The sequence below is a fragment of the Vibrio sp. SCSIO 43136 genome, assembly GCF_023716565.1.
Taxonomy (GTDB): Bacteria; Pseudomonadota; Gammaproteobacteria; order Enterobacterales; family Vibrionaceae; genus Vibrio.
Window position 1 is genome coordinate 362,849 of the sequence record NZ_CP071848.1, and the last position, 25,302, is coordinate 388,150.

The window sequence follows — 25,302 nt, forward strand, 5'->3', positions numbered from 1 at the left end:
CGTACGGGCCGGCCATCCGGCTGTGACATATTCACCGTTCACAAAGAGCAGACAATAAAAAAGCCACGTCTTTCGACATGGCTTGTTTATTTGGCTCCCCCTGCGGGACTCGTACGGGCCGGCCATCCGGCTGTGACATATTCACCGTTCACAAAGAGCAGACAATAAAAAAGCCACGTCTTTCGACATGGCTTGTTTATTTGGCTCCCCCTGCGGGACTCGAACCTGCGACATACGGATTAACAGTCCGCCGTTCTACCAACTGAACTAAGGGGGAATTATATGGTGCCTCGAGGCGGAGTCGAACCACCGACACGCGGATTTTCAATCCGCTGCTCTACCAACTGAGCTATCGAGGCAAAAAATGGTGCCGACTACCGGAATCGAACTGGTGACCTACTGATTACAAGTCAGTTGCTCTACCTACTGAGCTAAGTCGGCACACTTTATTTTTTGCTGATTGGTTAAAAAGCCAATCACTTTGAATATGGCTCCCCCTGCGGGACTCGAACCTGCGACATACGGATTAACAGTCCGCCGTTCTACCAACTGAACTAAGGGGGAATTACTTGTGTTATCTCGTTAGATAATCACCAAATAATGGTGCCTCGAGGCGGAGTCGAACCACCGACACGCGGATTTTCAATCCGCTGCTCTACCAACTGAGCTATCGAGGCAAAAGAATGGTGCCGACTACCGGAATCGAACTGGTGACCTACTGATTACAAGTCAGTTGCTCTACCTACTGAGCTAAGTCGGCACACTGTATTCTTTTTGCTAACTTATTGATGTCTAAGACACCAACAACAAATTGTGGTGCCCGGAGGCGGAATCGAACCACCGACACGAGGATTTTCAATCCTCTGCTCTACCGACTGAGCTATCCGGGCGACGGAGCGCTATTAAACGGATTTTCGTGCTGCCCGTCAACCGATTTTTTTCAAATAAAAGAAAAAATGTAGTGTTTGCTGGGTTTTTAGGCAAAAGGGCGCTTATCCACGCCCAGAATTGAAGTCTTTCTTAAATTTCGTGACTTTTTCGAGGTAACGGCGTGCTTCTGCGTTCGGGTGTTTTTTGGTCAGAGCCCAATAGACCTGGTTAGGTTGCAATGAGTTGAGATCACGCATCGCACGCTTTCGATCATTTTTGTTGAAGGTGTTAAGTACACCGCCAGTGCCACCGTTGTATGCAGATATCATACTGTATTCGAGAGAGGTCGGGTGTTTTACATCTTTTAGGTAGCGATTTTTTAAGATATAGAAGTAGGCCGTACCGGTATCTATGTTTTGGGCCGGATCGAATAGATACTCAGGTGATGGTTGCCCTTTCTTCTTTTTCACTAGATTAAATACATCTTTACCTGCGGTCTTTGGCACAACTTGCATCAAACCGTAAGCGTTAGCCCAACTTACCGCATAAGGGTTAAAGCTGCTTTCGGTTTTGATAATGGCGTAAATAAGGTCTTCAGGAATGTCATAGCGCTTAGATGCTTGACGAACAATGTCGGCGTATTGATAACTGCGCACTTCGAAGTGATCTTTCACCATCGGGATCTCGACGTAGTAGGCTTTTTTGTAGTCGACGTTTTTGGTTTTAAGCTTGTTGGCTATCAGGTAATCAGCAAATCGATTGGCGCGCCATGACCACTGAATCGCTTTTTGGTCTTGGTCGAGTACCTGCTGATATAGAAAGGGCTTGCCCTCTAATTTAATTGCGGAAGAGGAGTATAGGTCGACGTGCGCCGGGTCATCCGGTGTTAACAGTGTTGTGACAATGGCGTTTTTTAAGTGCTTCTTGGCTTCAGTGGGCGCAACAGTGCCAATGGTAATTGTTCCTTTTGAGAAGTCTACTTCTGCACGGCTCATGTAATTATCTATGTATTTTACATAGTTACTCTTGCCCGCCATTTTTACTTCAGATTTACCCCAGCGTTTTTCGATGTTGCCACTAAAGCTGTTGATAAGGGCATCGAGCGCTGCAATATCTTTTTGAAATTGACCAGGCAGTTCGGCGAGGTTCTTGGCAAAGCGATTGGTGGGCTCGTAGTTTACGTCATATAGTCCTTCGATAAACTCTCGGCTACAACCAACTAAAGTAAGTGAAATGCAGAAATAGATAAGCTTCTTCATTGAGCTTCCATAAAAAATGACATCAAAGCTGGGCTAATGATGTCATCAATCTATTGAAAAGGTAATAGTCCGAGTTATAAATTGCGGGACTTATTCACTTGGTGGTGTGTAACCTTCAATGACTACGTCTTTGCCTTCAAATAGGAAGTTCACCATTTCAGTTTCTAGCAACTTACGATGCTCAGGATCCATCATGTTGAGCTTTTTCTCGTTAATCAACATGGTTTGTTTGGTTTGCCACATTAGCCAAGCTTCTTTCGAGATGTTGTCAAAGATACGCTGACCTAATTCGCCAGGGTAAAGTTGAAAATCAAGACCTTCAGCGTCTTTTTGTAGACGGGCACAAAATACAGTGCGGCTCATAGTTGCTCCTTAATTGAGTTCGAAAGGTAGGCTGTCAATTAGCTGCTTTACGGGGGCAGCAAGACCTACTGTTTCGGGATGTTCTAAGTTATACCAGAGAGCCTGATTGGCTTCCATGATGTTTTTGGGTGCACTTTCAAGCTCGATCAGAACCGGAGTGATGTCGAGGTGATAATGGCTGAAAGTATGCCTAAAGCTTATCAGTTGAGTTTGCTTGGCATTATGGGCGCACATTTTATCGAGCAAAGCATTGAGATCATGGGTGTCCGATTGCGGAAAACAGTACAGTCCACCCCATATCCCTGTTTGTGGCCTTTGTTCTAGCCAAACTTCGCCCTGGTAATGAAATATAGCGAACCAAGTCTCTTTGACCGGTTTTTCTTTTTTTGGCTTTTTATGAGGAAACTCGTCTTGGCGATTTTGTGCTTTAGCTTGGCACATTTCTGTGACTGGACAAAGTGAGCATTTAGGTTTGCTGCGGGTGCATACCATCGCTCCCATATCCATCATCGCTTGGTTGTAGCTATCTACACCACTATCGGGTGTGTGAGTTTCTGCAATTTCCCACAACGCTTTTTCAACTTTGGTTTGTCCCGGCCAGCCTTCAACAGCAAAAGCACGAGATAATGTGCGCTTTACGTTGCCGTCTAATATGGCATGCGGCAACTTATGTACAGAAGAGAGTACCGCAGCAGCGGTTGAGCGGCCAACGCCTGGTAAGGCATTCATCTGTTCTAGGTTGGTGGGGAACTCGCCTTGATGTTGCTCGACAACGACTTGAGCGGCCTTATGAAGGTTTCTTGCACGGGCGTAATAACCTAGCCCAGTCCACAGGTGTAAAACTTCGTCTTGAGACGCTTGGGCAAGAGACTCTACAGTAGGGAACCGCTCAAGGAATCGGTGGTAATATGGGATCACAGTGGCGACCTGAGTCTGCTGTAGCATGATCTCAGATAACCAGACGGTGTAGGCGGTTTTATTTTGCTGCCAAGGCAGATTTTTGCGTCCATAATCGTGATACCAATTGAGGATCGCTTGCGCAAATGCGGTCACAACAGTGCTCTTTATTTTGTTTTTATCAATTGAGCGAGATTGCACCATACTTAGTGGGTTAAGTAAAACCGACAAAGTGTACGGTTTTATGGTTTAAAACCGTATTAGTACTTGCGCCAAAGTCAGATCTTTGGATAATCCCCGCTTTGACTAATTATCAGGCAGAAATCAATGAGTGAAGTGACCACTAACGAATACAACGAAGATGGCAAACTGATCCGCAAAGTTCGCAGCTTTGTACGTCGTGAAGGCCGTCTTACTAAAGGCCAAGAGTCAGCTATGAACGAGTGCTGGCCAACTATGGGTATTGATTACAAAGAAGAGATGTTGGATTGGCAACAAGTTTTCGGTAACGATAACCCAGTAGTACTAGAGATCGGCTTCGGTATGGGTGCATCACTGGTTGAAATGGCTAAAAATGCTCCTGAGAAAAACTTCATCGGTATCGAAGTACACAGCCCAGGTGTCGGTGCGTGTCTGGCTGACGCTCGTGACGCAGGTATCACAAACTTACGCGTAATGTGTCACGATGCAGTTGAAGTGTTTGCTAACATGATCCCTGACAGCAGCCTAGCAACTTTGCAGCTGTTCTTCCCTGACCCATGGCACAAAAAGCGCCACCATAAGCGCCGCATCGTGCAGCTAGACTTTGCAGAGATGGTTCGCCAGAAGCTTATCCCTGAGCAAGGCATCTTCCACATGGCGACGGACTGGGAAAACTACGCCGAGCACATGGTCGAAGTAATGAATGAAGCGCCAGGCTTTGAAAACATCGCAACCGATGGTGATTTCATTCCTCGCCCAGATGAGCGTCCACTGACTAAATTTGAAGCTCGCGGTCACCGTCTAGGTCACGGTGTGTGGGACATCAAGTATAAGCGCATCAGCTAAGCTCAATATAACGATGAAAGAAAAAGCCAACATGATGTTGGCTTTTTTGCCCTTAGAGCGGCGTAAACGATTAAGCAGGTAGTGAATGAAACCAAGCAATGAAATCTTATTCGACATTTTAGAAGAAGTGCGCCCACTGTTAGGTCAGGGAAAGGTTGCTGACTACATACCAGCATTGGCGAATGTCGCAAACCATAAACTGGGAATTGCGGTGTATACCAATGATGGGCAAGTGTTTAGAGGCGGAGATGCTGACGAGGCGTTCTCTATTCAGTCAATCTCTAAAGCGCTCAGCTTAACTCTTGCTATGGTGCTTTATGAAGATGCCAATGAAATATGGCAGCGAGTAGGCAAAGAGCCTTCTGGGCACGCTTTTAATTCGATGATTCAGCTTGAGATGGAGCACGGGATACCTCGTAATCCTTTCATTAACGCTGGGGCAATTGTGGTCGCTGATCTTCTTCACTCTCGCTTATCTGCACCTAGGCAGCGTTTGCTTGATTTTGTGCGTCAGCTTTCTGGTGATACGCATATTGTCTATGACAAGGTTGTTGCGGCCTCTGAAATGATGCATAGCGATCGAAACGCAGCGATTGCTTACCTGATGCGATCGTTTGGCAACTTTAATAACGATGTACTGCCAGTGCTCAATAATTACTTTCATGCCTGTGCACTGAAGATGAGTTGTGTCGATTTGGCGAAAACCTTTAGTTACTTGGCCAATAAAGGTGTGTCAGTGCAAACGGGTAAGCAAGTGATTACTTCAACGCAAACCAAGCAGCTGAATGCGCTTTTGGCTACCTGTGGGCTATATGATGGTGCGGGGGAGTTTGCCTACCGCGTTGGCATGCCGGGTAAATCTGGAGTAGGGGGCGGAATCATCGCCGTAGTCCCGGGTGAAATGACTATCGCCGTGTGGTCACCTGAGCTTGACCCATCAGGCAACTCTTTAGCGGGCACGAGAGCGCTTGAGCTTTTATCCCAGCGAATTGGACGCTCGATTTTCTAAACGAAAGCCATGTCGGTACGACATGGCTTTTTCTAGGGATGAATTACAGCTTAAACTGCTTGATCAGTTCATTGAGCTGGTGGTTGTTGGTACCAATAAGCTCTAGTTGCGAGCGTTCAATCTGTTTGACGTTATTAAGCTGCTCAACCATGCTGTTAACTTGGTGCATGTTGCTATTAATAGACTGGATAACATCGCTCTGCTCCCCTGCGGCGACTGAGATCGAAGTGTTGATATCGTTGATCCCGTGAACTTGAGAGTGCAGCGATTCGAGTTGTTCGGAGGCAAGGTTTGTTTCTGCCACCGATTGCTGGCAAATGCCTTGGGTTTGAGTAACTGCATCGACCACCGATTGAGACTCTTTTTGCAGGCGGCTTAATGCGCTTTCAATGTCAGTAGTGCTGACCTGAGTTCTTGTCGCTAGTGCGCGAACTTCATCCGCAACCACCGCAAAACCTCGCCCTTGCTCTCCCGCACGCGCAGCTTCTATCGATGCGTTGAGCGCTAATAGATTCGTCTGCTCAGCAATATCTCCGATCACACTCAAAATAGTGTGGATATTTTTGGTTTCCGCATCCATGTTGGTGATTCTTTCGCTGGTATGAGAAATCTCACCAGCCAACTGCTCAATGTGTTGCTTGGAGGCCAAAATAGTCGCTTGAGAGTCTTGGCTACCTTGACTAACAGAAGTTGCAGATGTCGCCGCTTTATTAGAGTCATCCGCTACTTGTACAGAAGACATCGATAGCTCCTCAATCGCCGTGACAATCGAAGAGGTTTCCGCAGTGTGCTGCAGCAAGATATTGCTGCTGTTGCTCGATTGAGTTTGCAGTTCATTTAGTCCCTGATTAAGCGAGGTAGTACTACGCTGGATTTGGGTCATGATGCTGTGTATACGAGCGATAAATTGGTTGATTCCTGTGGCAATTTCACCCAAATCGTCCTTTGACTCGATCGTTAGACGCTGGGTCAGATCTGCTTCACCTTCTGCGAGATCACCGATGATCTTTTTGAGTGACGTGATCGGGCGGTACAGCCACTGGATGAGGCTTAGCATGGCAATAATTGCCAAAATCAAACATAACACCGTGGTGATGAGAAGCTGCGTATTTGCCTGAGATATAGGGCTAAACGCCTTCTCCTTGTCGACCATAACTACTAAATGCCAATCCGCTACATTGCCTACGTTAAGCAGGTCGTGCATAAGCACTTTGGCTTGACCATCGATGGTTTGTTCAAAGAATGCGCTCTCTGAAAGAGTTGTTTGATGGCGTGATACGTTTTGTACTAAATCATTTATGGTGTCTTGCTGCGCAATAGACTCGACCGTTGAGGCCAGTACAAGCCCTTTGCCATCAGTGATCACACTCTGGATGCTGGTTAATTCCAATAGACTATTAAGTTGATCTTGAAGTTCATTGAGGCGAATGTCTGCCATGATCACCCCACTTTCAATTGGGTGTAAAACACCGATCATTGGAGTTTGATCAGATTTGGTGAAGAAGACATCAGTAATTGTAAGGCCTGAGGCATTACGTCCTGTCTGATACCAAGGGCGAGTGCGGGGGTCGTACTTATTTTTTAGCCCAATACCGTCAGGGAAAGACTCGGATGCGCGTGATGAGAAGGATGAACCATCATCTTTTCCCATGGTTATTTTTGTGGTGTTACCTAACAGTGCAGCGTGGCGCAGAAGAATGTTATCCGGCACATCGTGAGTCGTTTGCTGCAAGTCGACCAGTTCTTTGACGGTATTAAATGTCGGAGCAAATGAGTGCTCTATTTTATCTGACTCAAGAGCGAGCGTTGCATTTAAGCTATCTCGAACATTATCCGTTACCTGCGTTGTCAATTGGTCTTGGGCTAACCAGCCAGTAACCGCTAATGAGGTTGCGATGGTTAGGGTTGTACCAAGTAATAAGCGGGATTTTAAAGAGAGTTTATGCATTTAATTGTAGTCTTGTAGTACAAGTGATGGCGCTATTGTATGGGCTTGTTTTTTTTACTGCTGTGATGTTCAGCGCCTCTTTGCAGGTTTATGCTTGTTTTGTGAACGCTGTCGAATGATTTGTATGACTTATAAGAGTGTTTGCTCGAATAGATAAGCAACACCTGGCAAGTTGGATAAAGTTCGCCTAATTGTTTTATTAGGTCGTATAAGCGAGTGATACCAAGAGTAAAAAGGCATGAGGAGGGTGTATGTCAGACACCGCACATCAGCATCTATTACACGCAACTCGCGATATTAAGTTGCTCAATCAAGTGATTGTGCACAATGGAGTGCTCTCCATCGAGCGCCAAGCCCCCGAGCAGTTCTTCCCATACCTTGCTCGTTCAATCACAGGGCAGCAACTGTCTAATAGCGCAGCGATGACGATTTGGGGGCGGGTTGAGCTTGCTTCTGAGGGGGATTTACTCACATTTTGCCAACTGGATAACCGTGACCAGTTACGCCAGTGTGGTTTGTCTAATGCTAAAATTAGGACCCTATCGGGTTTACGAGATGCCATTTTAAATGAGTACTTTGAAGCTGATTTTTACCAAAGCTCTGACCGAGAAAGGATCACCAAGCAACTCACAGAGTTGTGGGGAATTGGAGAGTGGACAGCTGATATGGCGGCGATGTTTTTCTTCGGGTTACCTAATATTTGGTCTGAAAAGGATATTGCTTTAGTGAGAGGGCTTGAGAAGTTTGCTCGTTCCGAGAGTATTTCGCCTACTATGATCTTAAAGCTCTGCGAGCCTTATCATACCTACCTTGCCTTACATATTTGGGAGTGTTGGGATACCAATTTGCTTACCTCTTTAGTGAGAGATTAGAGCTTTAGGTTACCTATGATCTAAATACTGCGAGTGCTACATAAAGCAAACCTTCAGATACAAAAAAGGCTTTGGGGTTATGGTAACCCCAAAGCCTTTTTAGATAGAGCTAAACTCAGGACTCGCTTTCTTCGGCCATAAACGCCTCTAGCAAGTCATTAAGAAATAGCTTGCCTTTCTCGGTGATCTGCCAGTGTGTCTCTGTTTCACTTAAGTAACCTTGCTCAAATGACCAATCTAGGGTGGACTGAATTGAAGAAAACCCAAGACCAGTGGTGTCGATAAAGTCCTGTTTGGGGCAGGCTTCGAGTAGTCTAAAACGATTCATAAAGAATTCGAACGGGCGATCTTCTACAGCTACTTCATGCTCGCTATCGAGATAAGGCTTGAGTAGGTTGAGATAGCCACGCGGGTGTTTAACTTTGGTGGTACGCACAATCCTGCCATCGGTAAAACTTAGTTTGCCATGTGCGCCACACCCTATACCTAGGTAGTCTCCAAATCGCCAATAGTTAAGGTTGTGCTGGCACTGGTAGCCCGGTTTGCTGTAGCCGGAAACCTCGTACTGCTCGTAGCCAGCGGCTGTGAGTTTCTCATGTCCTTGGTCGAAAATGTCCCATAGGTCATCCTCATCTGGCAGTCTCGGCGGTTTAGAATAGAACAGAGTATTTGGCTCAATAGTGAGTTGATACCAAGAGAGATGCGGCGGTGCTAACTCAATGGCTTTGTCTAGATCTGCTAGCGCTTGCTCAGGAGACTGATCAGGTAATCCGTGCATCAAATCAAGGTTGAAGCTATTTAGACCAATGGTGTGGGCAAGTTTTGCGGCATTTACTGCTTCATTTTCGCCATGGATACGGCCAAGGCTTTGCAACTTTTGCTGCTCAAAACTTTGCACCCCAATCGAGATGCGAGTCACCCCTGCTTGTCGATATTCAGCAAATCTCTCGGCTTCAATAGTGCCTGGATTAGCTTCCATAGTGATCTCTATTTCAGGCTCAAATGGGATCTTTGCTTGAATCCCGTCGATTAAGCGTTTGATATGATCAGGAGTGATCAGGCTTGGTGTTCCGCCTCCGATAAAGATTGAGTGGAGAGGGCGAGGGCTGTCTTCGAGCTGGTATTTATCGATATCAATTTGCAGATCTTCTAGCAACGCATCGATATATTCCTGCTGCGGGATCTCACCCTTTTGAGCGTGGGAGTTAAAGTCACAATATGGGCATTTCTGTACACACCAAGGAATGTGCACATATAAGCTCAGTGCTGGTGGCTTGATTTCTCCAACCGCGAATTGGCTCATGCTAGACCTTGCTCTTTTAACGCCGTAAATAGTTGTTTGAGTGCTTTACCGCGGTGCGATAATTGCTTTTTAGTAGCAGGCTCGAGTTCGGCTGATGCACAGTTGTGCTCAGGTACATAGAAGATAGGGTCGTAACCAAAACCATTGCTGCCTTGGGCTTCTTCTAGGATGCGGCCTTCCCATTTACCATGACATACGATCGGCGTTGGATCATCCGCGTGACGCATTAGCACCAATACGCAGTGGAAACGTGCGCTTCGCTGCTCAGCGGGCACACCTTTCATCGCTTCTAACAGCTTTTCTAGGTTTTCTTGATCAGATGCATCTTCACCTGCATAGCGAGCAGAATAGATGCCCGGCGCCCCTTTAAGAAAGTCGACTTCTAGACCAGAGTCATCCGCAATAGCAGCAAGACCAGTCTCTTGCGCTGCGTGGCGAGCTTTGATGATGGCATTTTCGATAAAGGTAGTGCCAGTTTCGGCAACCGAAGATACATTAAAATCGCTTTGTGCTAGTACTTCGAAACCGAAGTCAGCCAGCAGGTTAGCCATTTCTTTCACTTTACCTTGATTGCCAGTAGCAAGAACTAATTTAGACATGAGGGTGCTCTTCTGTGCGCTAACACCTCTATAGAAGAGGTGTCAATTATATTGGGTCTGTTGGCGCAAAGAATAGCAGATCACTGCTCGACATAAAATTTCTGATTAAAACGAACTTTGCCTTTACCAGTGAGCCCTGCATCAATATCTAGGTCAAAGGTTAGGGTTTCTTCATCGCTGATAGGAAGTTGAGCGATATAGTAGATCGCTTTACCTTCGGTGATCTTACGAAACTCAAGAGTACGCATTTGACCAAGAAGGTTTTTGCTCTTGCCCGAGATGTTAGCTTCAATTGCTGGCTTTCCAGCTTGGCTGTTGTCTAGCACACTGATATTTAGTAAGGCGTTGTAGCCGTTACGTTGGATCTTATACTGACGAGCGATGTCAGGGGTTAAAAACGCCGAGTTGAAGGCTGAGTAGTGCACCTCAATATTCTTGATGGTTTTAAATTGCCCTGCCAGAGTCTGAGTGCTGAGTAATAGGCATGTGATGATGGCGAGAGCGCCAGATATCCATTTTTTCATTTAAACTTGACTCTTCCGTTAGTAAATTTTGTAGTTAGATTGGTAACTCGTGGCTACTGCCATCTGGCATTTCAATATCGATTCTAAGTTTACAACCAGCAGCCTCAACGTAGCGCTTTAACGACATGAGGCGTACGTCTTTTCCTTTCTTTTCAAGGCTGGCGATGGTCGGTTGAGTGACACCCATCGCTTGGGCTATTTGAACTTGGGATTGGTTTGTTAGTGTTCGTATTTCCGCCAAGCGTAAGTCTAACAGCATTTCATCAGCTTTTAGTCGAGCTTGCTCTAGAACTTCAGGTTTCTCTTTGGCGAGTAATTCGCTTAGAGGTTTGCTTTGTTTAGCCATTTTTTAACTCCTCTAGATGCTTGTCATATTCAGCATCAGCAATCGGTATCATCGTTCTATAGAAACGCTTGTCTCCCGATTTATCTCCGCCGCATAAGACAATACCTGTTCGCTCAGGGTCAAAAGCAAAAAATATTCTTATTGGCCTTCCCTGACTTTGGACTCTGAGTTCTTTCATATTGGAGTGCTTTGAGCCGTGCAGTGAGTCAGCATGAGGACGACCCAGTTGCGCTCCCTTTTCAGCTAAGACTAATAAGGAAGCTTGGATTGATATACGGTCAGGGTCTGTTAGTGACCAGTACCAATCATCAAATCTAGCTCTAGTCTCGATGTTCCACATTTTTGCTCCAACAATTGAATTATAGAACAAAGTCTATATAGATAAAAATCTATATTCAAAATGATAAAAGTACTAAATGACTAGCGGAGCGGGCATTAAAAAGCCCTCAGAGGAGGGCTTTGATTATATCTGGGATTTGGCTCGGTGCATGGATTTTCACTTGCTTATGTCGCCCCAGCTCACCTTTTTCTATGTCTATCTGACCTTTAGCTACTTTGAACTGTTTAGACAGATATTTAGTGAGATGGGCATTGGCTTTTCCATCAACGGGTGGAGCTGTGATCGCTAGTTTAACTTCATCGCCATGCAAGCCGACGATTTGGTCATGGCTTGCTTTGGGTTGAACGTAAAGTTTAAGTAACAGGTCTTCTCCTTGCCACTTTGCCGCATCGTTCATTAAAGCTGGAACCAAATTGGGCCGATAATATCGCCCATTAAGAAATTGGCAAATTGAAGCACGATAAACAGTACTAGCACGCTAAGGTCAAAGCCGCCCATTGGTGGCAGGAAACGACGGATTGGCGCTAGCATTGGTTCTGTTAACTGGTGGAAAACGTACTCAATTGGACTACGGCCTTGGCTAACCCAGCTTAAGATTGCGCATAGCAGCAATACCCAGAATAGTAAGCCGCCAGCCGCTTTCAATAGCGATAGGACCCCTAGGTATAAAAACTCCATACCAAATGCAAAGTTTCCGCCTGAGCTAATTGCTACCAGTGCCAGGAACTTAGCAACACAAAGTACGTACGCAAACAGTACGGTGGCCATGTCGAGGCTGCCAATAGATGGGATCACACGGCGAAGTGGACCCACAACGGGTTGAGTCGCTTTCACAATAAATTGTGAAAATGGATTGTAGAAATCCGCACGTGCCATCTGTAGCCACACACGTAGGATCACTACCATGATGTAGAGATCAAACAGGGTGGAAACAAGAAAAGTCATTGAGTTCATTAGGGACCCTTTTCCTTATCGTTTTTTGTCGGTGTTAAATCAGTTTTTCCATCTCTTGAGCGCGGTGTACCGCAGCTTGCATGGCTTTTGCCACAATATCAGACAGCTGATGTTCGTTAAAGGTTCGCAACGCTTCTGCTGTTGTGCCACCTTTAGAGGTGACTTGTTCTCGAAGCGTACTGAGTTCTAGGTTTGGATTGGCAACGACAAGCTCAGCAGCACCAAGCGCCGACTGTTCAACCAACATGCGAGCAGATTCTTTGTCAAAACCTTGGGCGATGGCTTCTTGTTGCATTGCTTCCATAAACAAGAAGAAGTAAGCCGGCGCACTGCCTGCCGCAGCGATGATGTTGTTGATGCCTGACTCTTGGTCAACCCAGCAAGTTTTACCCACAGCATTGAGGAGCTGCTCTGAGAACTGCTTGTCTTGCTCAGATACTCGAGCGTTGGCAAATAGACCACTCATGCCTTTACCGATCAGTGCTGGAGTATTTGGCATCACTCTTACTAGGTTGAGCTCGCTAGCCAGCATTTGCTCTAGGCGCTGAGCGGTAATACCTGCAGCGATAGAAATGATCAGCTTGTTACCGTAGTCGATAGCTTTTAGATCATGGCAAACCTTTTCCATAATTTGAGGTTTAACGGCTAACAAGACTACATTTGCTTGCTCAACTGCTGCGTAGTTGTCGGCACTGGTAGCAACGCCATATTGCTCGGTAATTGCTTGACGAGCATCTTGATTTGGATCGGTAGCGGTAATTAGGCTCGCTGGGTATCCGCTCGCAGTTAGGCCTGCGATGATCGAGCGAGCCATGTTGCCCGCACCGATGAAGGTGATCTTTTTCTGTTGCATTGTGTCTTCCTGACTGCTGATAAATTAGTTGTTGTAGTTACGTGCACCAAATATTGCGGTACCAATACGTACCATGGTACTTCCTGCTTCAATGGCTGCTTCCATATCGCCCGTCATTCCCATAGAAAGCATATCTACTTGAGGGTAGTTTTGTGCGAGTTTGTCTTTCAGCCTTGCAAGATGATTAAACGCCTTGAGCTGGGATGTGTAATCGCTGACATTAGCAGGAATCGACATCAGACCACGGAGCGTTAGATTCGGCAAGCTATCAATGAGCGCTGCCAGTTCCATCACCTCATCATCACTGGTACCGGATTTGCTCTCTTCACCACTGGTGTTCACTTGGATCATAACTTGTAGTGGGGGAAGATCGCTTGGACGTTGGTCGTTTAAGCGCTGTGCAATTTTGCTGCGGTCAATTGAGTGGACCCAGTCAAAGTTTTCAGCGATTGGTCGAGTTTTATTGGACTGAATTGGACCAATAAAGTGCCATTCAAGTGATTGATTGTTATTCTGTTGTGCAAAATGATTAACTTTATCAACCCCTTCTTGAACGTAGTTTTCGCCAAATGCTCGTTGGCCAGCTTCAATAGCGGCTTCAATCGCTTCGATAGGCTTGGTTTTACTTACGGCTAAAAGTTGCGCCGAGCCAGATGCTCGACCAAACTTTTGTTCATAAGAGCGAATTTGCGCTGTGATGTGTTCAATGTTGTGTTGAATAGTAGACATAGTTGACGTAATTAAGGATTTTAAATGGATATCGCAGAGTTATTGGATTTTAGTGTAAAGCATAATGCCTCAGATCTACATCTTTCTGCAGGTGTACCGCCGATGGTGCGTGTCGATGGTGATGTGCGCAAGTTGGGTGTTCCCCCTTTAGAGCACGGTGATGTCCATCGTTTAGTGTTCGATATTATGAATGATGCTCAGCGAGCAGAGTTTGAAGAAAAGCTAGAAGTCGACTTCTCATTTGAGTTACCTAATGTGGGTCGTTTTCGTGTTAATGCCTTTAATCAATCTCGCGGCTGCTCAGCGGTGTTTCGTACCATTCCTACCGAAGTACCAACATTAGAACAGATCTCAGCCCCTGATATTTTTACCCAGATCTCCAATTATGAAAAAGGTTTAGTTCTGGTCACAGGTCCAACGGGATCGGGTAAGTCAACGACATTAGCTGCCATGGTGGATCACGTTAACCGCAATCACAATAAACACATTTTGACCATTGAAGACCCAATTGAGTTTGTACACCAAACTAACAAATCTTTGATCAACCAACGTGAAGTGCACCGAGACACCCATAGCTTTAACGCGGCACTGCGCTCTGCGCTGCGTGAGGATCCAGATGTCATCTTAGTGGGTGAGCTACGTGACCAAGAGACAATTCGCCTAGCGTTAACTGCGGCAGAAACGGGTCATTTGGTGTTTGGTACTCTGCACACTAGCAGCGCTGCAAAAACTATCGACAGGATCATCGATGTTTTCCCGGGTAATGAGAAGTCGATGGTGCGCTCAATGTTATCTGAATCCTTACGCGCCGTAATTTCGCAAAAGCTGCTCAAACGTATCGGTGGTGGACGAGTTGCTTGCCATGAAATCATGATTGCTAATCCGGCCATTCGAAACTTGGTGCGAGAAGATAAGGTAGCGCAGATGATCTCGGTGATTCAAACAGGCGCAGCAGTCGGCATGCAAACGACCGAGCAGCACGTGCGTCAGCTTATCTCTCAAGGGCTGGTTGACCCACAAGAGGTGGCGAACAAGCTTGAGCTAGACCAACCATCACCAAGTGGATTCTAGGGAGTCGAGCATGGAGCTGAATCAGATACTACAGCAGATGGTGGCCAAAAAAGCCTCGGATATTTATATCACGGTTGGCGCCCCTTGTTTGCTTAGGGTTCATGGCGAGCTGGAAGCTGTAGGTGAGGTGCTCAATGAACACCAAGTGCATACGCTGCTCGACAGTGCGATGGATGATGTTAGACGAGGTGAGTTTCGTCGTGACAAAGAAGCAAACTTTGCCATTGTGCGAGATAGCGGGCGCTATCGTGTCAGCGCATTCTTTCAAAGAGAGCTGCCTGGTGCGGTCATTCGTCGTATCGAAACTCAGATCCCTACGTTTGACGAGCTCAAGCTACCCGGTGTGCTGCAAGATTTGTCGGTGGCAAAGCGAGGGTTAGTGCTGGTGGTCGGTGCGACGGGCTCCGGTAAGTCAACAACACTCGCGGCCATGACAGGTCATCGAAATTCCACTCGAACCGGACACATTCTAACAGTGGAAGATCCGATTGAGTTCGTACACGAGCATAAAAAATGCATCGTGACTCAAAGGGAAGTTGGTTTAGATACCGAAAGTTATGAAGTGGCACTAAAGAACTCGTTGCGACAGGCTCCCGACGTAATTTTGATTGGGGAAATCCGCTCTCGTGAAACCATGCAGTACGCAATGACCTTTGCTGAAACGGGTCACCTGTGTATGGCAACATTGCATGCTAACAATGCCAACCAAGCCATCGAGCGTATTTTACATTTAGTGCCAAAAGAACAAAAAGAGCAGTTTCTTTTTGATCTTTCGATGAACTTGAAAGGAGTGATTGCCCAGCAATTGATCCGAGATAAGAGTGGTCAGGGACGTCATGGGGTGTTTGAGATATTGCTCAATACACCAAGGGTGGCCGATCTTATTCGTCGTGGTGATCTGCATGAGCTGAAAACTACTATGGCTAAATCGAGTCAATCTGGGATGCAGACGTTTGACCAATCGTTATACGAGTTGATAAGCGCAGGCAAGATCACTGAACAAGATGGCCTGCATAGCGCTGACTCGGCTAACGACCTGCGTATGATGCTGAAGTCGAAACAGTCGGGAACAAGCAGTAGTTCTGGATTGCTTGATGGGGTTCAGATTGATATGGATTGATATAAAAAAGCTGCTAGTCGCAGCTTTTTTCGGTAAAGGTGATTCGGTAAACGGGGTAGGGTGTCCGTTTCCCGTTTCCCGTTTCCCGTTTCCCGATTACCCATATTGTGCTTCAAACCAACTTTCCAAAATCACCACAGCCGATTGGCAGTCTACATTGCCTTTGCTAAGGGCTTTGTAGCCACCCATTTCAAACAACTCGGAACGAGCTTCTGCAGTGGATAAGCGTTCGTCGTGCAGTTCAACTTGTACGCCAAAGCGACCGTGTAAGCGGTTCGCGAATTTCTTCGCTCGTGGAGTGATAGTCTCTAGCTCCTTGCCGTGTAGATCGGTTGGCAAACCTACAACGACTAAATCTGGCTGCCACTCTTTCAGTTGAGCTTCGATATGATCCCAGTTTGGGATGCCATCCTGAGCTTTGAAGGCTTTTAATGGCGATGCGGTGCCAGTGATCTCTTGTCCGATAGCACTGCCGATGCTTTTGGTGCCGTAGTCGAAAGCCATGATGGTTCTTGAGGTCATGTTGTTTTCCTAGTTTGGAGCTTTATAAAGCTCCTCCCCTTTTCAAGGGGAGGCTGGGAGGGGTTAAAATGCGAGGTTTAGGTTACCGATGAACTTTCACCTAGGTATTTTAACCCCCTCTAGCTCCCCCTTGAAAAGGAGGAGGACTGTTTTGTGCTTGAGGTGGGTTTGTTACTAGTATTTAGCCACCAATGATCCTAATACTTCTAGCCGAACCTTACCCATGCCCAACTTCCGTTGAAAGCTGACTCGCATCAATACCGAGCATTTTGATTGCCGCCCGCCACCTTTCATCGATAGGGGTGTCGAAAATCACATTTGGGTCTGCTTCGACGGTGAGCCAAGAATTTTCAGCCAGCTCGCTCTCAAGTTGCCCCGCATCCCATCCGGAATATCCTAAGGCGACGATGTAACTCATCGGCTCAGCTTCTGTCCCTAAGACTTTCAAGATGTCTTTTGACGTTGTCATGCTGATCGCAGGTGTCATCTGAACGCTCGACTCATAAGTATCTCGAGGTCGATGTAAAACAAAGCCTCTATCTTCCGATACTGGGCCGCCATTGAGCACAGGTTGTTCAAGGTTGTCACTGTTGAGCATTGGGGCACTCGGTTCGACGTCGATTTGTTTGAGCATACCAGCGACGGAAACTTCGATTGGGGCATTAATCACAATACCCATTGCCCCTTCTTCGTTATGTTCACAGACGTAAACGACGGATTGGCGAAACAAGGGATCTTGCATGCCTGGCATCGCAACTAGGAAGTGATTAGCTAGATTCATAAGATCCCTCGTAGGTTCGCGGTTTTAAGCGTTAACTCGACGCTCAATGGCATCCATCAGTTTGCCTGTGATAGAGATGTCGTGCGCAGCTTCGATCTCTCGGATACAGGTTGGACTGGTAACATTGATTTCTGTCAGCTTGTCACCAATGACATCAAGCCCAACAAAAATTAACCCTTTCTCTTTAAGTGTAGGCGCTACCGCTTCAGCTATCTGACGATCTGTCTCGCTCAGTGGGCGAACTTCACCGCTGCCGCCCGCAGCTAGGTTGCCACGAGTTTCTCCTTTGGCTGGAATGCGTGCCAGACAGTAAGGCATTGGCTCACCGTCAACGACCAAAATACGCTTATCACCGTTGCTGATATCCGGTACAAAGGTTTGTGCCATAGCGTAGTTTTGGCCATGGTTGGTTAAGGTTTCGATGATAACAGATACGTTAGGGTCACCTGCTTTGACACGGAAAATAGAAGCACCACCCATGCCATCTAGTGGCTTAAGGATCACGTCACCGTGTTGCTCACGAAACGCTTTAATGGTTTCTGCTTTGCGAGTCACAATCGTGGTTGGGGTAAGCTCTGGGAACCAAGCGGTAAACAGCTTTTCGTTACAGTCACGTAGGCTCTGTGGCTTGTTGACGATTAAGCAGCCTTCCACTTCAGCACGCTCTAGGATGTAAGTTGCGTAGATGTACTCAGTATCAAATGGAGGGTCTTTGCGCATCAAAACCGCATCGAGTTCAGAGAGCTTTATCGCCTGTTCGGAGTGGAACTCATACCATTTTTCAGGGTTCTGCTCGACAGTAACTACCTTAGTATCGGCAAACGCCACACCTTGATTAAGGTGAAGGTCTTGCATTTCCATGTAGTGAATTTCCCAGCCACGACGTTGTGCTTCTAGCATCATTGCAAAGCTTGAATCTTTTTTGATATTGATGGCTGAGATCGGGTCCATCACGATACCGATTTTGATCATTTTATTCTCCGTTTATCCTAAGTCGCCAAAACGTACTTGTAAGGCGGTAATCGCGGTCAGTGCTGCGGTTTCAGTGCGCAGAACACGTGGGCCGAGTAGTGTTTCTTCAAACTGATATTCTTCAGTCATTGCGATCTCTTCACTCGAAAGACCGCCTTCAGGACCGATTAACAGGCGTACCTTGTTCATCGGCTCTGGCAGAGTATTAATTGAGTATTTTGCTCGTGGGTGTAGGTTAAGTTTCACGGCGTCACTTGGTTCCGCACACCACTGCTCTAGTTGCATTATTGGACGGATTTCCGGCACCGTGTTGCGACCACACTGCTCGCAAGCGCTGATCGCAATTTTTTGCCACTGGGCTAACTTCTTTTCAAAGCGTTTGGCGTCCAGTTTGACTCCACAACGCTCAGAAATCAGTGGCGTGATGGTGTTTACCCCGAGCTCAACCGATTTTTGAATCGTAAATTCCATTTTGTCACCACGAGAGACCACCTGACCTAGGTGGATGTTTAGTGGTGATTCGATAGAAGATTCCACTTTTTCAGTGATTTCCACGCTAACACGCTTTTTGGTCACTTCAGTAATGGTGGCTGGAAACTCATGGTTGGTGCCATCAAACAGCAGTACATCCTGACCAGGCTGCATTCGAAGCACTCGGCCAATATGGCCAGAGGCATCTTCACTTAGCTCTAGGTTACCCAGTGTTGAAATGGTCTCTGGGTGATAAATACGTGGCACTCTCATAGGGGCTTCCAATAATGTGTAGATTCAATATAAGTTGATGCGATTTGGCGAAAAACAAGGTCTGTGGTCAGATTTATCTGCGTCCATTAAATTATGCTAAGTATATGATCAGTTAGCTTGCTTAACACGCTCTAGGCAGACCTAGTTTACTTGTTGGGCGCATTGCTTGTAGACAAATGGGTTACGAATGCCTTGAATGGTAAAAATGCGACGTTCTCGCTCACACTCCCAATCATCGACAGGGTACTGCTTGTCCCAAGCGGTCATTAAGTTATGCTCACTTTTGCTCAGTTTTAGCTGATATTGCTGCGCCATATATAAATAGGTTCTTGCCACAGAGCCGCGCGCTCTTTCTGGTGGCATGGCTTTTCGCCCTTTGAAATTGACCTGCATTTCACACTGGCCATAGCTGACCCCGTCGAGCCCATTCCACTGGCTAAATCGATAATTAGAGCGGTCTCCATTCACTTCACCGATCGCTGGAGTGAGGTTGTGAAGGTCTGCTTCCATTTTTTTAAACTGCGTGTCATTTTTGGTGCAATTTTTACGTCCACCGTTTTGCCAGCATTGGCGCTGATGGCCAAATTGCCAAGCGGGCATCACATGCTCCCACTCTATGCGGCTGGCGCGCTTTTGCTGCTTTCTTACTTGATAGCCGCAACCGCGTAGGTCAGGCTCGCCACGTTTGCCTTGCCAGCGAATATCGCATCCACAATAGAAACTGACCGGATGATCATCATAGATATTTCGAGCGTGCTTTTTGGCTTTGCTAAAGGAGCTGGGAACACCCGTCGCAAATGAAGTGGTAGTCAGTAGTGCGGCTGATAAAGCGACTATGGTTGAGATTCGCATTAGCTTTATGATGTTTCTATCAAAAACTAGAGTGTAGCGATTTTAGTTAATGCTGCCAAACGTCGATAAGAACGGGTACTAGCTCCCTTGCCAAATCAAAGGCTGTTTACATTGGCTGCAAAGGTAACTTGCTTGCTGGCGAAGCACTTTATTATGGCGACGAATGGTGAGTTGGTGGCTTTGACAATGGCATTGATAAACATAGGTTTTGCCTTGCACTGAAGTGACGTCGAAGTCGTGGGTTGTTTTAGGCGCCAAGTGAAACACTTCCTGCATCACTGCCTGCCACTCTTTCCCGTGTGGCCTAACTCTGCCAAATAGCTTATAGACGATGAGGTGAGCTATCTCGTGTGGGATCACCTCATTAAGAAAGGCCTGTTGATTTTCCTTGAGCAGGGTGGGGTTGATACGGATCTGCCATAGGTTGAGATACGCCTTACCAGCAGATTTACCTCGCAGTTTAAAGCTAAGTTCTGGCTGAGGAAACTCTTGCTTGAAGTAGTGGTTCGCTTGTTCGATACAGCGAGCTATCACCTTTTGACAGGTATAGGAGAGTTCTAGGTCTATAGGTGGCAAAAAGCTTTCTCCGCTCAAAAAAAACACCCCAAGGTAGACTCTTGGGGTGTTTTATTATGCCACGTCTAGCAAATGGGGCTAGTGGTGTTTCTTTTTGATCGTATCGTGGTAAGCGTGCCAAGTGGCGTAGCCAAGAATTGGCATAGTAAATAGCATTCCAATGCCATAAGTCGCAAAGCCAATTAAGATGCCGCTACCGATGATGAACGCCCAAACGATCATTGCGGGGATGTTGGATTTAACGGCGTTAAAGCTGGTAAATACCGCAGTCATCATATCAACTCTTCGCTCCATCATGAGCGGGATAGAGTAGGCAGAAATACTAAACACCGCCGCCGCTAACACCGCACCAATGACTGTACCTGTTGCCAAAAATGGAGCGTACTCAGACAGTGGAGCCCCTTGCACTGAAGGGTAGAGAGCATGTAATAGCGCTGCGATCCTCATCCAGAAAATCATCGCTACCGCAAGTAGCACAGCAAACGCCCACTGAGAGGTGGAGTTGCGGGTGATGGCTTTCATTGAGTGGAACAAGCTGGCGTCATGGCCTTTTTCACGTTCCCACGCCGCATCATAAAGCCCAAGGGCGAGGAATGGGCCAATAAGCATGTATACCACTAAGCTTGGCATAACGACTAGGTGGGTTCCTTGCCATTGAACCAAGAGTACGATGCCTATGGCTGCAACCATAAAACAAGCACCGTAAAATAGGCTAATAAAGGGCATACGGATGAAGTCGTGTAAGCCGAGAGACAACCAATGGAATGGCGCCGAAACGCTCACTTGGTTGCATGGAATTGTGCGCGCATATTCGTGATCAGGAACGGCTTTACTCTCGTCATGAGACATCCCTGAGTGGTCTATTGTTCGAGGCATAAATCCTCCTTGATAGGAATTTAATAAGGTTAGCGGAACAGAAAACTGCACTGTTAACACTTTATTAACTATTAATGCATCAAGTGGGATTTACAAATTTTTCGTGGGTTAATTTGTTGCTAAATATGGCCTGGTGATAAATATCAAAGGCTTATATAGCAAAAACCCTCGTCAAGGACGAGGGTTTTAAAGTCGAAATTATTCGAATTATAGGCCGGCGAAATCGCGTAGGATTGCTGCCTTGTCAGTCGCTTCCCAAGGGAACTCTTCACGACCGAAGTGACCGTATGCTGCGGTCTGCTTGTAGATTGGCTGAAGCAGGTTCAGCATCTCTTGCAGGCCGTATGGGCGTAGGTCGAAGTGCTGACGAACCGCTTCGATGATGATGTCGTGAGATACTTTCTCAGTACCAAACGTCTCAACCATGATAGATGTTGGATCAGCAACACCGATAGCGTAAGACAGTTGGATTTCACAACGGTCAGCCATGCCAGCTGCTACGATGTTCTTCGCTACGTAACGTGCTGCGTAAGCTGCAGAGCGGTCTACTTTTGATGGATCTTTACCAGAGAATGCACCGCCACCGTGACGAGCTGCGCCGCCGTAGGTATCAACGATGATCTTACGACCAGTCAGACCACAGTCACCCATTGGGCCACCGATAACAAAACGACCGGTTGGGTTGATGAAGAAGTTAGTCTCTTTGTTGATCCACTCAGAAGGTAGTACTGGCTTGATGATCTCTTCCATTACCGCTTCACGTAGGTCAGGAGTTGATACTGAATCACAGTGCTGAGTTGAAAGAACTACCGCATCGATACCAACGATTTTACCTTGGTCGTACTGGAAAGTTACCTGAGATTTTGCATCTGGACGTAGGAAGTCTAGCTTGCCGCTCTTACGTACTTCCGCTTGCTTTTGTACAAGACGGTGAGAGTAAGTGATTGCCGCAGGCATTAGGATTTCAGTTTCGTTAGTTGCGTAACCGAACATGATACCTTGGTCGCCAGCGCCTTGCTCTTTAGGGTCAGCTTTATCAACACCTTGGTTGATGTCTGGAGACTGCTTACCGATAGTGTTTAGTACTGCACAAGAGTCAGCATCAAAACCCATATCTGAGTGTACGTAACCGATCTCACGAACCGTTTGACGAGTGATTTCTTCGATATCTACCCATGCAGAAGTCGTCACTTCACCACCTACCATTACCATACCGGTCTTAACGTAGGTCTCACAAGCAACACGTGCTTTAGGGTCTTGCTCAAGAATTGCATCAAGTACTGCATCAGAGATCTGATCAGCAATTTTATCCGGATGACCTTCAGATACGGACTCTGAAGTAAATAGGTGCTTAGCCATAGGTAGCTCCAAACTGGGTGAAATGTTCGCCAAATGGTTTCTCAACCTACTTCACTATAGAAGAGGGAGAAGGGGGCAAACAAAGTAAAAACTGGTTAAATTTTGTAGGTGTATCTACATCTAGACGTCTATTCTAGTGATAACTGATCGAATTACAAGCGCATTTTTTGTCAGGTCTTTTGGCAATCGTTTGCAATGCAATTAAAACCTAAATGAATATTAGTGAGCGTTTTGTGAAAAAAGTGCCGTATATGTAGCCAAAATCTTCAGATAAACGTTTGCAGTAAAGAGGGCGCTTTGAGAGAATACGCCCGCCGAAATCTCGGCCCCCTAAAAATTTCTTATATTCGCTTATGCATTCAGGAGCAGACATGTCTTCTCGTAAAGATCTAGCAAATGCTATCCGCGCTTTGAGCATGGATGGTGTTCAACAAGCAAACTCTGGTCACCCAGGTGCACCAATGGGTATGGCTGATATCGCCGAAGTACTTTGGCGTTCACACCTAAACCATAACCCACAAAACCCAGAGTGGGCAGACCGCGACCGTTTCATTCTTTCAAACGGCCACGGCTCAATGCTGATTTACTCTCTGCTACACCTGACTGGTTATGAGCTATCGATCGATGATCTGAAGAACTTCCGTCAGCTTCACTCGAAAACTCCAGGTCACCCAGAGTACGGCTACGCACCAGGCGTAGAAACGACAACTGGTCCTCTAGGCCAAGGCATCACTAACGGTGTTGGTATGGCGCTAGCTGAGAAAGCTCTTGCAGCACAGTTCAACAAGCCAGGTCACGACATCGTTGACCACTTCACTTACGTATTCATGGGCGACGGCTGTCTAATGGAAGGTATCTCGCACGAGGCTTGTTCTCTTGCTGGTACACTTGGCCTAGGCAAACTGATCGCATTTTGGGATGACAACGGCATCTCAATCGACGGTGAAGTTGAAGGTTGGTTCTCTGACGATACGCCTAAGCGTTTCGAATCTTACGGCTGGCACGTAATCCCAGCAGTAGACGGTCACGACTCTGACGCTATCAATGCAGCAATCGAGGCAGCTAAAGCTGACCCACGTCCTACGCTTATCTGTACTAAGACGGTTATCGGTTTTGGTTCTCCAAACAAAGCGGGCACACACGACTGTCACGGTGCTCCACTAGGCGCTGAAGAAATCGCAGCAACGAAAGAAGCGCTAGGTTGGAAACACGGTGCGTTTGAAATCCCTGCTGACATCTACGGCGAGTGGGATGCAAAAGAAGCAGGCGCAGCGAAAGAAGCTGCTTGGAACGAGAAGTTCGAAGCGTACGCAGCAGCATTCCCAGCAGAAGCGGCTGAGCTTAAGCGTCGTCTAAACGGTGACCTACCGGCAGAGTGGGAAGAGAAAGCAACTCAAATCATTGCTGATCTTCAAGCAAACCCTGCCAACATCGCATCACGTAAAGCATCTCAAAACGCACTAGAAGCGTTTGGTCAAATGCTTCCTGAATTCATGGGCGGCTCTGCTGACCTTGCGCCTTCTAACCTAACCATGTGGTCTGGTTCTAAGTCGCTAGAAGCGGCTGACTTTGCGGGCAACTACATCCACTACGGTGTACGTGAGTTCGGTATGACAGCAATCATGAACGGTATTGCTCTGCACGGTGGTTTCGTACCATACGGCGCAACTTTCCTAATGTTCATGGAATACGCTCGTAACGCAATGCGTATGGCTGCTCTGATGAAAGTTCAGAACATCCAGGTTTACACTCACGACTCAATCGGTCTGGGTGAAGATGGTCCAACGCACCAGCCTGTTGAGCAGATCGCATCTCTGCGCGTAACGCCAAACATGAGCACATGGCGTCCATGTGACCAGGTTGAGTCTGCAGTAGCTTGGAAACTTGCTATCGAGCGTAAAGATGGTCCTACGTCTCTAATCTTCTCTCGTCAAAACCTTGCACAGCAAGATCGTGATGCAGAGCAGGTTGCTAACATCGCTAAAGGTGCTTACATCCTTAAAGATTGCGAAGGCAAGCCTGAGCTAATCTTCATCGCAACGGGTTCTGAAGTAGAACTAGCAATGAACGCAGCCGCTGAGCTAACTGCTGAAGGCCGTAAGGTACGTGTTGTATCTATGCCTTCGACTGATGCATTCGACAAGCAAGACGCTGAGTACCGTGAAATGGTTCTTCCATCTGACGTAACGGCACGTGTAGCAGTAGAAGCAGGTATTGCTGATTACTGGTACAAGTACGTAGGCTTCGGTGGCAAGATCATCGGTATGACAACGTTCGGTGAGTCTGCACCAGCTGGTGAACTATTCAAGATGTTCGGTTTCACTACTGAAAACGTAGTAAACACAGCTAAGGAACTGCTAGCTTAATTGTTAGTTGTTGACTGAATTGAAAGGCTGGGTGTTTGCACCCGGCCTTTTTTTATGTTCGGTAAACGGCAATCGGAATTTACTTGCTTAAGGTGGCTCGTTGTTATCACATGTTGCCGTAAGCCGTAAGCCGTAAGCCGTAAGCCGTAA

Annotated in this window: 27 protein-coding genes and 7 tRNA genes; 6 read left to right on the forward strand and 28 right to left on the reverse strand. The window is 46.8% G+C overall.

What is annotated here, in order from left to right:
• Positions 1-201: 201 nt before the first annotated feature.
• The 10 genes from J4N39_RS01825 to mutY form a co-directional block, all read right to left on the reverse strand.
• Positions 202-277 (reverse strand) — tRNA-Asn (locus J4N39_RS01825).
• A 6-nt stretch (positions 278-283) separates the two neighbouring features.
• A tRNA-Phe gene (locus J4N39_RS01830) sits at positions 284-359 on the reverse strand.
• Between the two features lie 6 nt (positions 360-365).
• Positions 366-441, reverse strand: a tRNA-Thr gene (locus tag J4N39_RS01835).
• A gap of 47 nt (positions 442-488) precedes the next feature.
• A tRNA-Asn gene (locus J4N39_RS01840) sits at positions 489-564 on the reverse strand.
• A gap of 37 nt (positions 565-601) precedes the next feature.
• Positions 602-677: transfer RNA gene (locus J4N39_RS01845), tRNA-Phe, on the reverse strand.
• A gap of 7 nt (positions 678-684) precedes the next feature.
• A tRNA-Thr gene (locus J4N39_RS01850) sits at positions 685-760 on the reverse strand.
• A 54-nt stretch (positions 761-814) separates the two neighbouring features.
• Positions 815-890 (reverse strand) — tRNA-Phe (locus J4N39_RS01855).
• A gap of 102 nt (positions 891-992) precedes the next feature.
• Positions 993-2,129, reverse strand: coding sequence for a membrane-bound lytic murein transglycosylase MltC (gene mltC / locus J4N39_RS01860; RefSeq protein WP_252021408.1), 1,137 nt, complete (start codon positions 2,127-2,129; stop codon positions 993-995).
• A 90-nt stretch (positions 2,130-2,219) separates the two neighbouring features.
• Complete coding sequence (locus J4N39_RS01865) at positions 2,220-2,492, reverse strand: oxidative damage protection protein (RefSeq protein ID WP_252021409.1); 273 nt, start codon at positions 2,490-2,492, stop codon at positions 2,220-2,222.
• A gap of 9 nt (positions 2,493-2,501) precedes the next feature.
• Positions 2,502-3,545 carry an A/G-specific adenine glycosylase gene (gene mutY, locus J4N39_RS01870; protein WP_252021410.1) on the reverse strand — a complete coding sequence of 348 codons (1,044 nt, stop codon included), beginning with the start codon at positions 3,543-3,545 and terminating at the stop codon, positions 2,502-2,504.
• A 171-nt stretch (positions 3,546-3,716) separates the two neighbouring features.
• Here mutY and trmB point away from each other — a divergent pair, with 171 nt between their 5' ends.
• Both trmB and glsB read left to right on the forward strand, forming a co-directional pair.
• Positions 3,717-4,436, forward strand: a complete 720-nt coding sequence (gene trmB, locus J4N39_RS01875) for a tRNA (guanosine(46)-N7)-methyltransferase TrmB (protein WP_252021411.1) — start codon at positions 3,717-3,719, stop codon at positions 4,434-4,436.
• A gap of 85 nt (positions 4,437-4,521) precedes the next feature.
• On the forward strand, positions 4,522-5,445 hold the full coding sequence (gene glsB / locus J4N39_RS01880; RefSeq protein WP_252021412.1) for a glutaminase B: 924 nt from the start codon (positions 4,522-4,524) through the stop codon (positions 5,443-5,445).
• A gap of 43 nt (positions 5,446-5,488) precedes the next feature.
• Here glsB and J4N39_RS01885 read toward each other — a convergent pair whose 3' ends face one another.
• Positions 5,489-7,393 (reverse strand): methyl-accepting chemotaxis protein, encoded by a 1,905-nt coding sequence (locus tag J4N39_RS01885; RefSeq protein WP_252021413.1) that lies wholly within the window; start codon positions 7,391-7,393, stop codon positions 5,489-5,491.
• A 251-nt stretch (positions 7,394-7,644) separates the two neighbouring features.
• On the opposite strand from J4N39_RS01885, the gene J4N39_RS01890 reads away from it, so the two are divergent.
• Complete coding sequence (locus tag J4N39_RS01890) at positions 7,645-8,265, forward strand: DNA-3-methyladenine glycosylase family protein (RefSeq protein ID WP_252021415.1); 621 nt, start codon at positions 7,645-7,647, stop codon at positions 8,263-8,265.
• A gap of 115 nt (positions 8,266-8,380) precedes the next feature.
• On the opposite strand, the gene hemW is transcribed toward J4N39_RS01890, so the two are convergent.
• The 9 genes from hemW to J4N39_RS01935 form a co-directional block, all read right to left on the reverse strand.
• On the reverse strand, positions 8,381-9,568 hold the full coding sequence (hemW, locus tag J4N39_RS01895) for a radical SAM family heme chaperone HemW (protein WP_252021417.1): 1,188 nt from the start codon (positions 9,566-9,568) through the stop codon (positions 8,381-8,383).
• Entirely contained in the window at positions 9,565-10,167 is a 603-nt protein-coding gene (locus J4N39_RS01900) for an XTP/dITP diphosphatase (protein ID WP_252021419.1), read from the reverse strand. The genes hemW and J4N39_RS01900 overlap by 4 nt, the downstream gene beginning before the upstream one ends.
• 80 nt (positions 10,168-10,247) lie before the next feature.
• Positions 10,248-10,691 carry a DUF4426 domain-containing protein gene (locus J4N39_RS01905; protein WP_252021421.1) on the reverse strand — a complete coding sequence of 148 codons (444 nt, stop codon included), beginning with the start codon at positions 10,689-10,691 and terminating at the stop codon, positions 10,248-10,250.
• A gap of 34 nt (positions 10,692-10,725) precedes the next feature.
• A complete protein-coding gene (locus J4N39_RS01910; protein WP_252021423.1) occupies positions 10,726-11,037 on the reverse strand; it encodes a helix-turn-helix domain-containing protein in 312 nt (103 codons plus the stop codon).
• The gene (locus J4N39_RS01915) at positions 11,030-11,377 is read right to left on the reverse strand and encodes a type II toxin-antitoxin system RelE/ParE family toxin (protein WP_252021425.1); all 348 of its coding nucleotides are present in this window, start codon (positions 11,375-11,377) and stop codon (positions 11,030-11,032) included. The genes J4N39_RS01910 and J4N39_RS01915 overlap by 8 nt, the downstream gene beginning before the upstream one ends.
• Before the next feature lie 106 nt (positions 11,378-11,483).
• Positions 11,484-11,774 (reverse strand): DUF167 family protein YggU, encoded by a 291-nt coding sequence (gene yggU, locus J4N39_RS01920; RefSeq protein WP_252021427.1) that lies wholly within the window; start codon positions 11,772-11,774, stop codon positions 11,484-11,486.
• Positions 11,774-12,331, reverse strand: a complete 558-nt coding sequence (locus J4N39_RS01925) for a YggT family protein (RefSeq protein WP_252021429.1) — start codon at positions 12,329-12,331, stop codon at positions 11,774-11,776. The genes yggU and J4N39_RS01925 overlap by 1 nt, the downstream gene beginning before the upstream one ends.
• Positions 12,332-12,365: 34 nt before the next feature.
• Positions 12,366-13,184: a pyrroline-5-carboxylate reductase gene (gene proC, locus J4N39_RS01930; RefSeq protein ID WP_252021431.1), complete on the reverse strand. Its 819-nt coding sequence runs from the start codon at positions 13,182-13,184 to the stop codon at positions 12,366-12,368.
• A 24-nt stretch (positions 13,185-13,208) separates the two neighbouring features.
• Positions 13,209-13,913, reverse strand: a complete 705-nt coding sequence (locus tag J4N39_RS01935; protein ID WP_252021433.1) for a YggS family pyridoxal phosphate-dependent enzyme — start codon at positions 13,911-13,913, stop codon at positions 13,209-13,211.
• A gap of 24 nt (positions 13,914-13,937) precedes the next feature.
• Between J4N39_RS01935 and J4N39_RS01940 the strand changes: the two genes are divergently transcribed.
• Both J4N39_RS01940 and J4N39_RS01945 read left to right on the forward strand, forming a co-directional pair.
• On the forward strand, positions 13,938-14,984 hold the full coding sequence (locus tag J4N39_RS01940; protein WP_252021435.1) for a type IV pilus twitching motility protein PilT: 1,047 nt from the start codon (positions 13,938-13,940) through the stop codon (positions 14,982-14,984).
• A 10-nt stretch (positions 14,985-14,994) separates the two neighbouring features.
• Positions 14,995-16,104, forward strand: a complete 1,110-nt coding sequence (locus tag J4N39_RS01945) for a PilT/PilU family type 4a pilus ATPase (protein WP_252021437.1) — start codon at positions 14,995-14,997, stop codon at positions 16,102-16,104.
• 96 nt (positions 16,105-16,200) lie between these two features.
• On the opposite strand, the gene ruvX is transcribed toward J4N39_RS01945, so the two are convergent.
• The 8 genes from ruvX to metK form a co-directional block, all read right to left on the reverse strand.
• Positions 16,201-16,626: a Holliday junction resolvase RuvX gene (gene ruvX, locus J4N39_RS01950; protein WP_252021438.1), complete on the reverse strand. Its 426-nt coding sequence runs from the start codon at positions 16,624-16,626 to the stop codon at positions 16,201-16,203.
• A gap of 217 nt (positions 16,627-16,843) precedes the next feature.
• Positions 16,844-17,407: a YqgE/AlgH family protein gene (locus J4N39_RS01955; protein WP_252021439.1), complete on the reverse strand. Its 564-nt coding sequence runs from the start codon at positions 17,405-17,407 to the stop codon at positions 16,844-16,846.
• A gap of 24 nt (positions 17,408-17,431) precedes the next feature.
• Positions 17,432-18,379 carry a glutathione synthase gene (gene gshB / locus J4N39_RS01960; protein ID WP_252021440.1) on the reverse strand — a complete coding sequence of 316 codons (948 nt, stop codon included), beginning with the start codon at positions 18,377-18,379 and terminating at the stop codon, positions 17,432-17,434.
• Between the two features lie 12 nt (positions 18,380-18,391).
• Entirely contained in the window at positions 18,392-19,123 is a 732-nt protein-coding gene (gene rsmE, locus J4N39_RS01965; protein ID WP_252021441.1) for a 16S rRNA (uracil(1498)-N(3))-methyltransferase, read from the reverse strand.
• A 141-nt stretch (positions 19,124-19,264) separates the two neighbouring features.
• Entirely contained in the window at positions 19,265-19,975 is a 711-nt protein-coding gene (locus J4N39_RS01970; RefSeq protein WP_252021442.1) for an endonuclease, read from the reverse strand.
• Positions 19,976-20,053: 78 nt separating this feature from the next.
• Positions 20,054-20,551 (reverse strand): SprT family zinc-dependent metalloprotease, encoded by a 498-nt coding sequence (locus J4N39_RS01975; protein ID WP_252021443.1) that lies wholly within the window; start codon positions 20,549-20,551, stop codon positions 20,054-20,056.
• A 78-nt stretch (positions 20,552-20,629) separates the two neighbouring features.
• Positions 20,630-21,427 carry a DUF2189 domain-containing protein gene (locus tag J4N39_RS01980; RefSeq protein ID WP_252021446.1) on the reverse strand — a complete coding sequence of 266 codons (798 nt, stop codon included), beginning with the start codon at positions 21,425-21,427 and terminating at the stop codon, positions 20,630-20,632.
• A 207-nt stretch (positions 21,428-21,634) separates the two neighbouring features.
• Entirely contained in the window at positions 21,635-22,786 is a 1,152-nt protein-coding gene (gene metK / locus J4N39_RS01985) for a methionine adenosyltransferase (RefSeq protein ID WP_252021448.1), read from the reverse strand.
• A 371-nt stretch (positions 22,787-23,157) separates the two neighbouring features.
• Between metK and tkt the strand changes: the two genes are divergently transcribed.
• Positions 23,158-25,152: a transketolase gene (gene tkt / locus J4N39_RS01990; RefSeq protein WP_252021449.1), complete on the forward strand. Its 1,995-nt coding sequence runs from the start codon at positions 23,158-23,160 to the stop codon at positions 25,150-25,152.
• Positions 25,153-25,302: the final 150 nt, after the last annotated feature.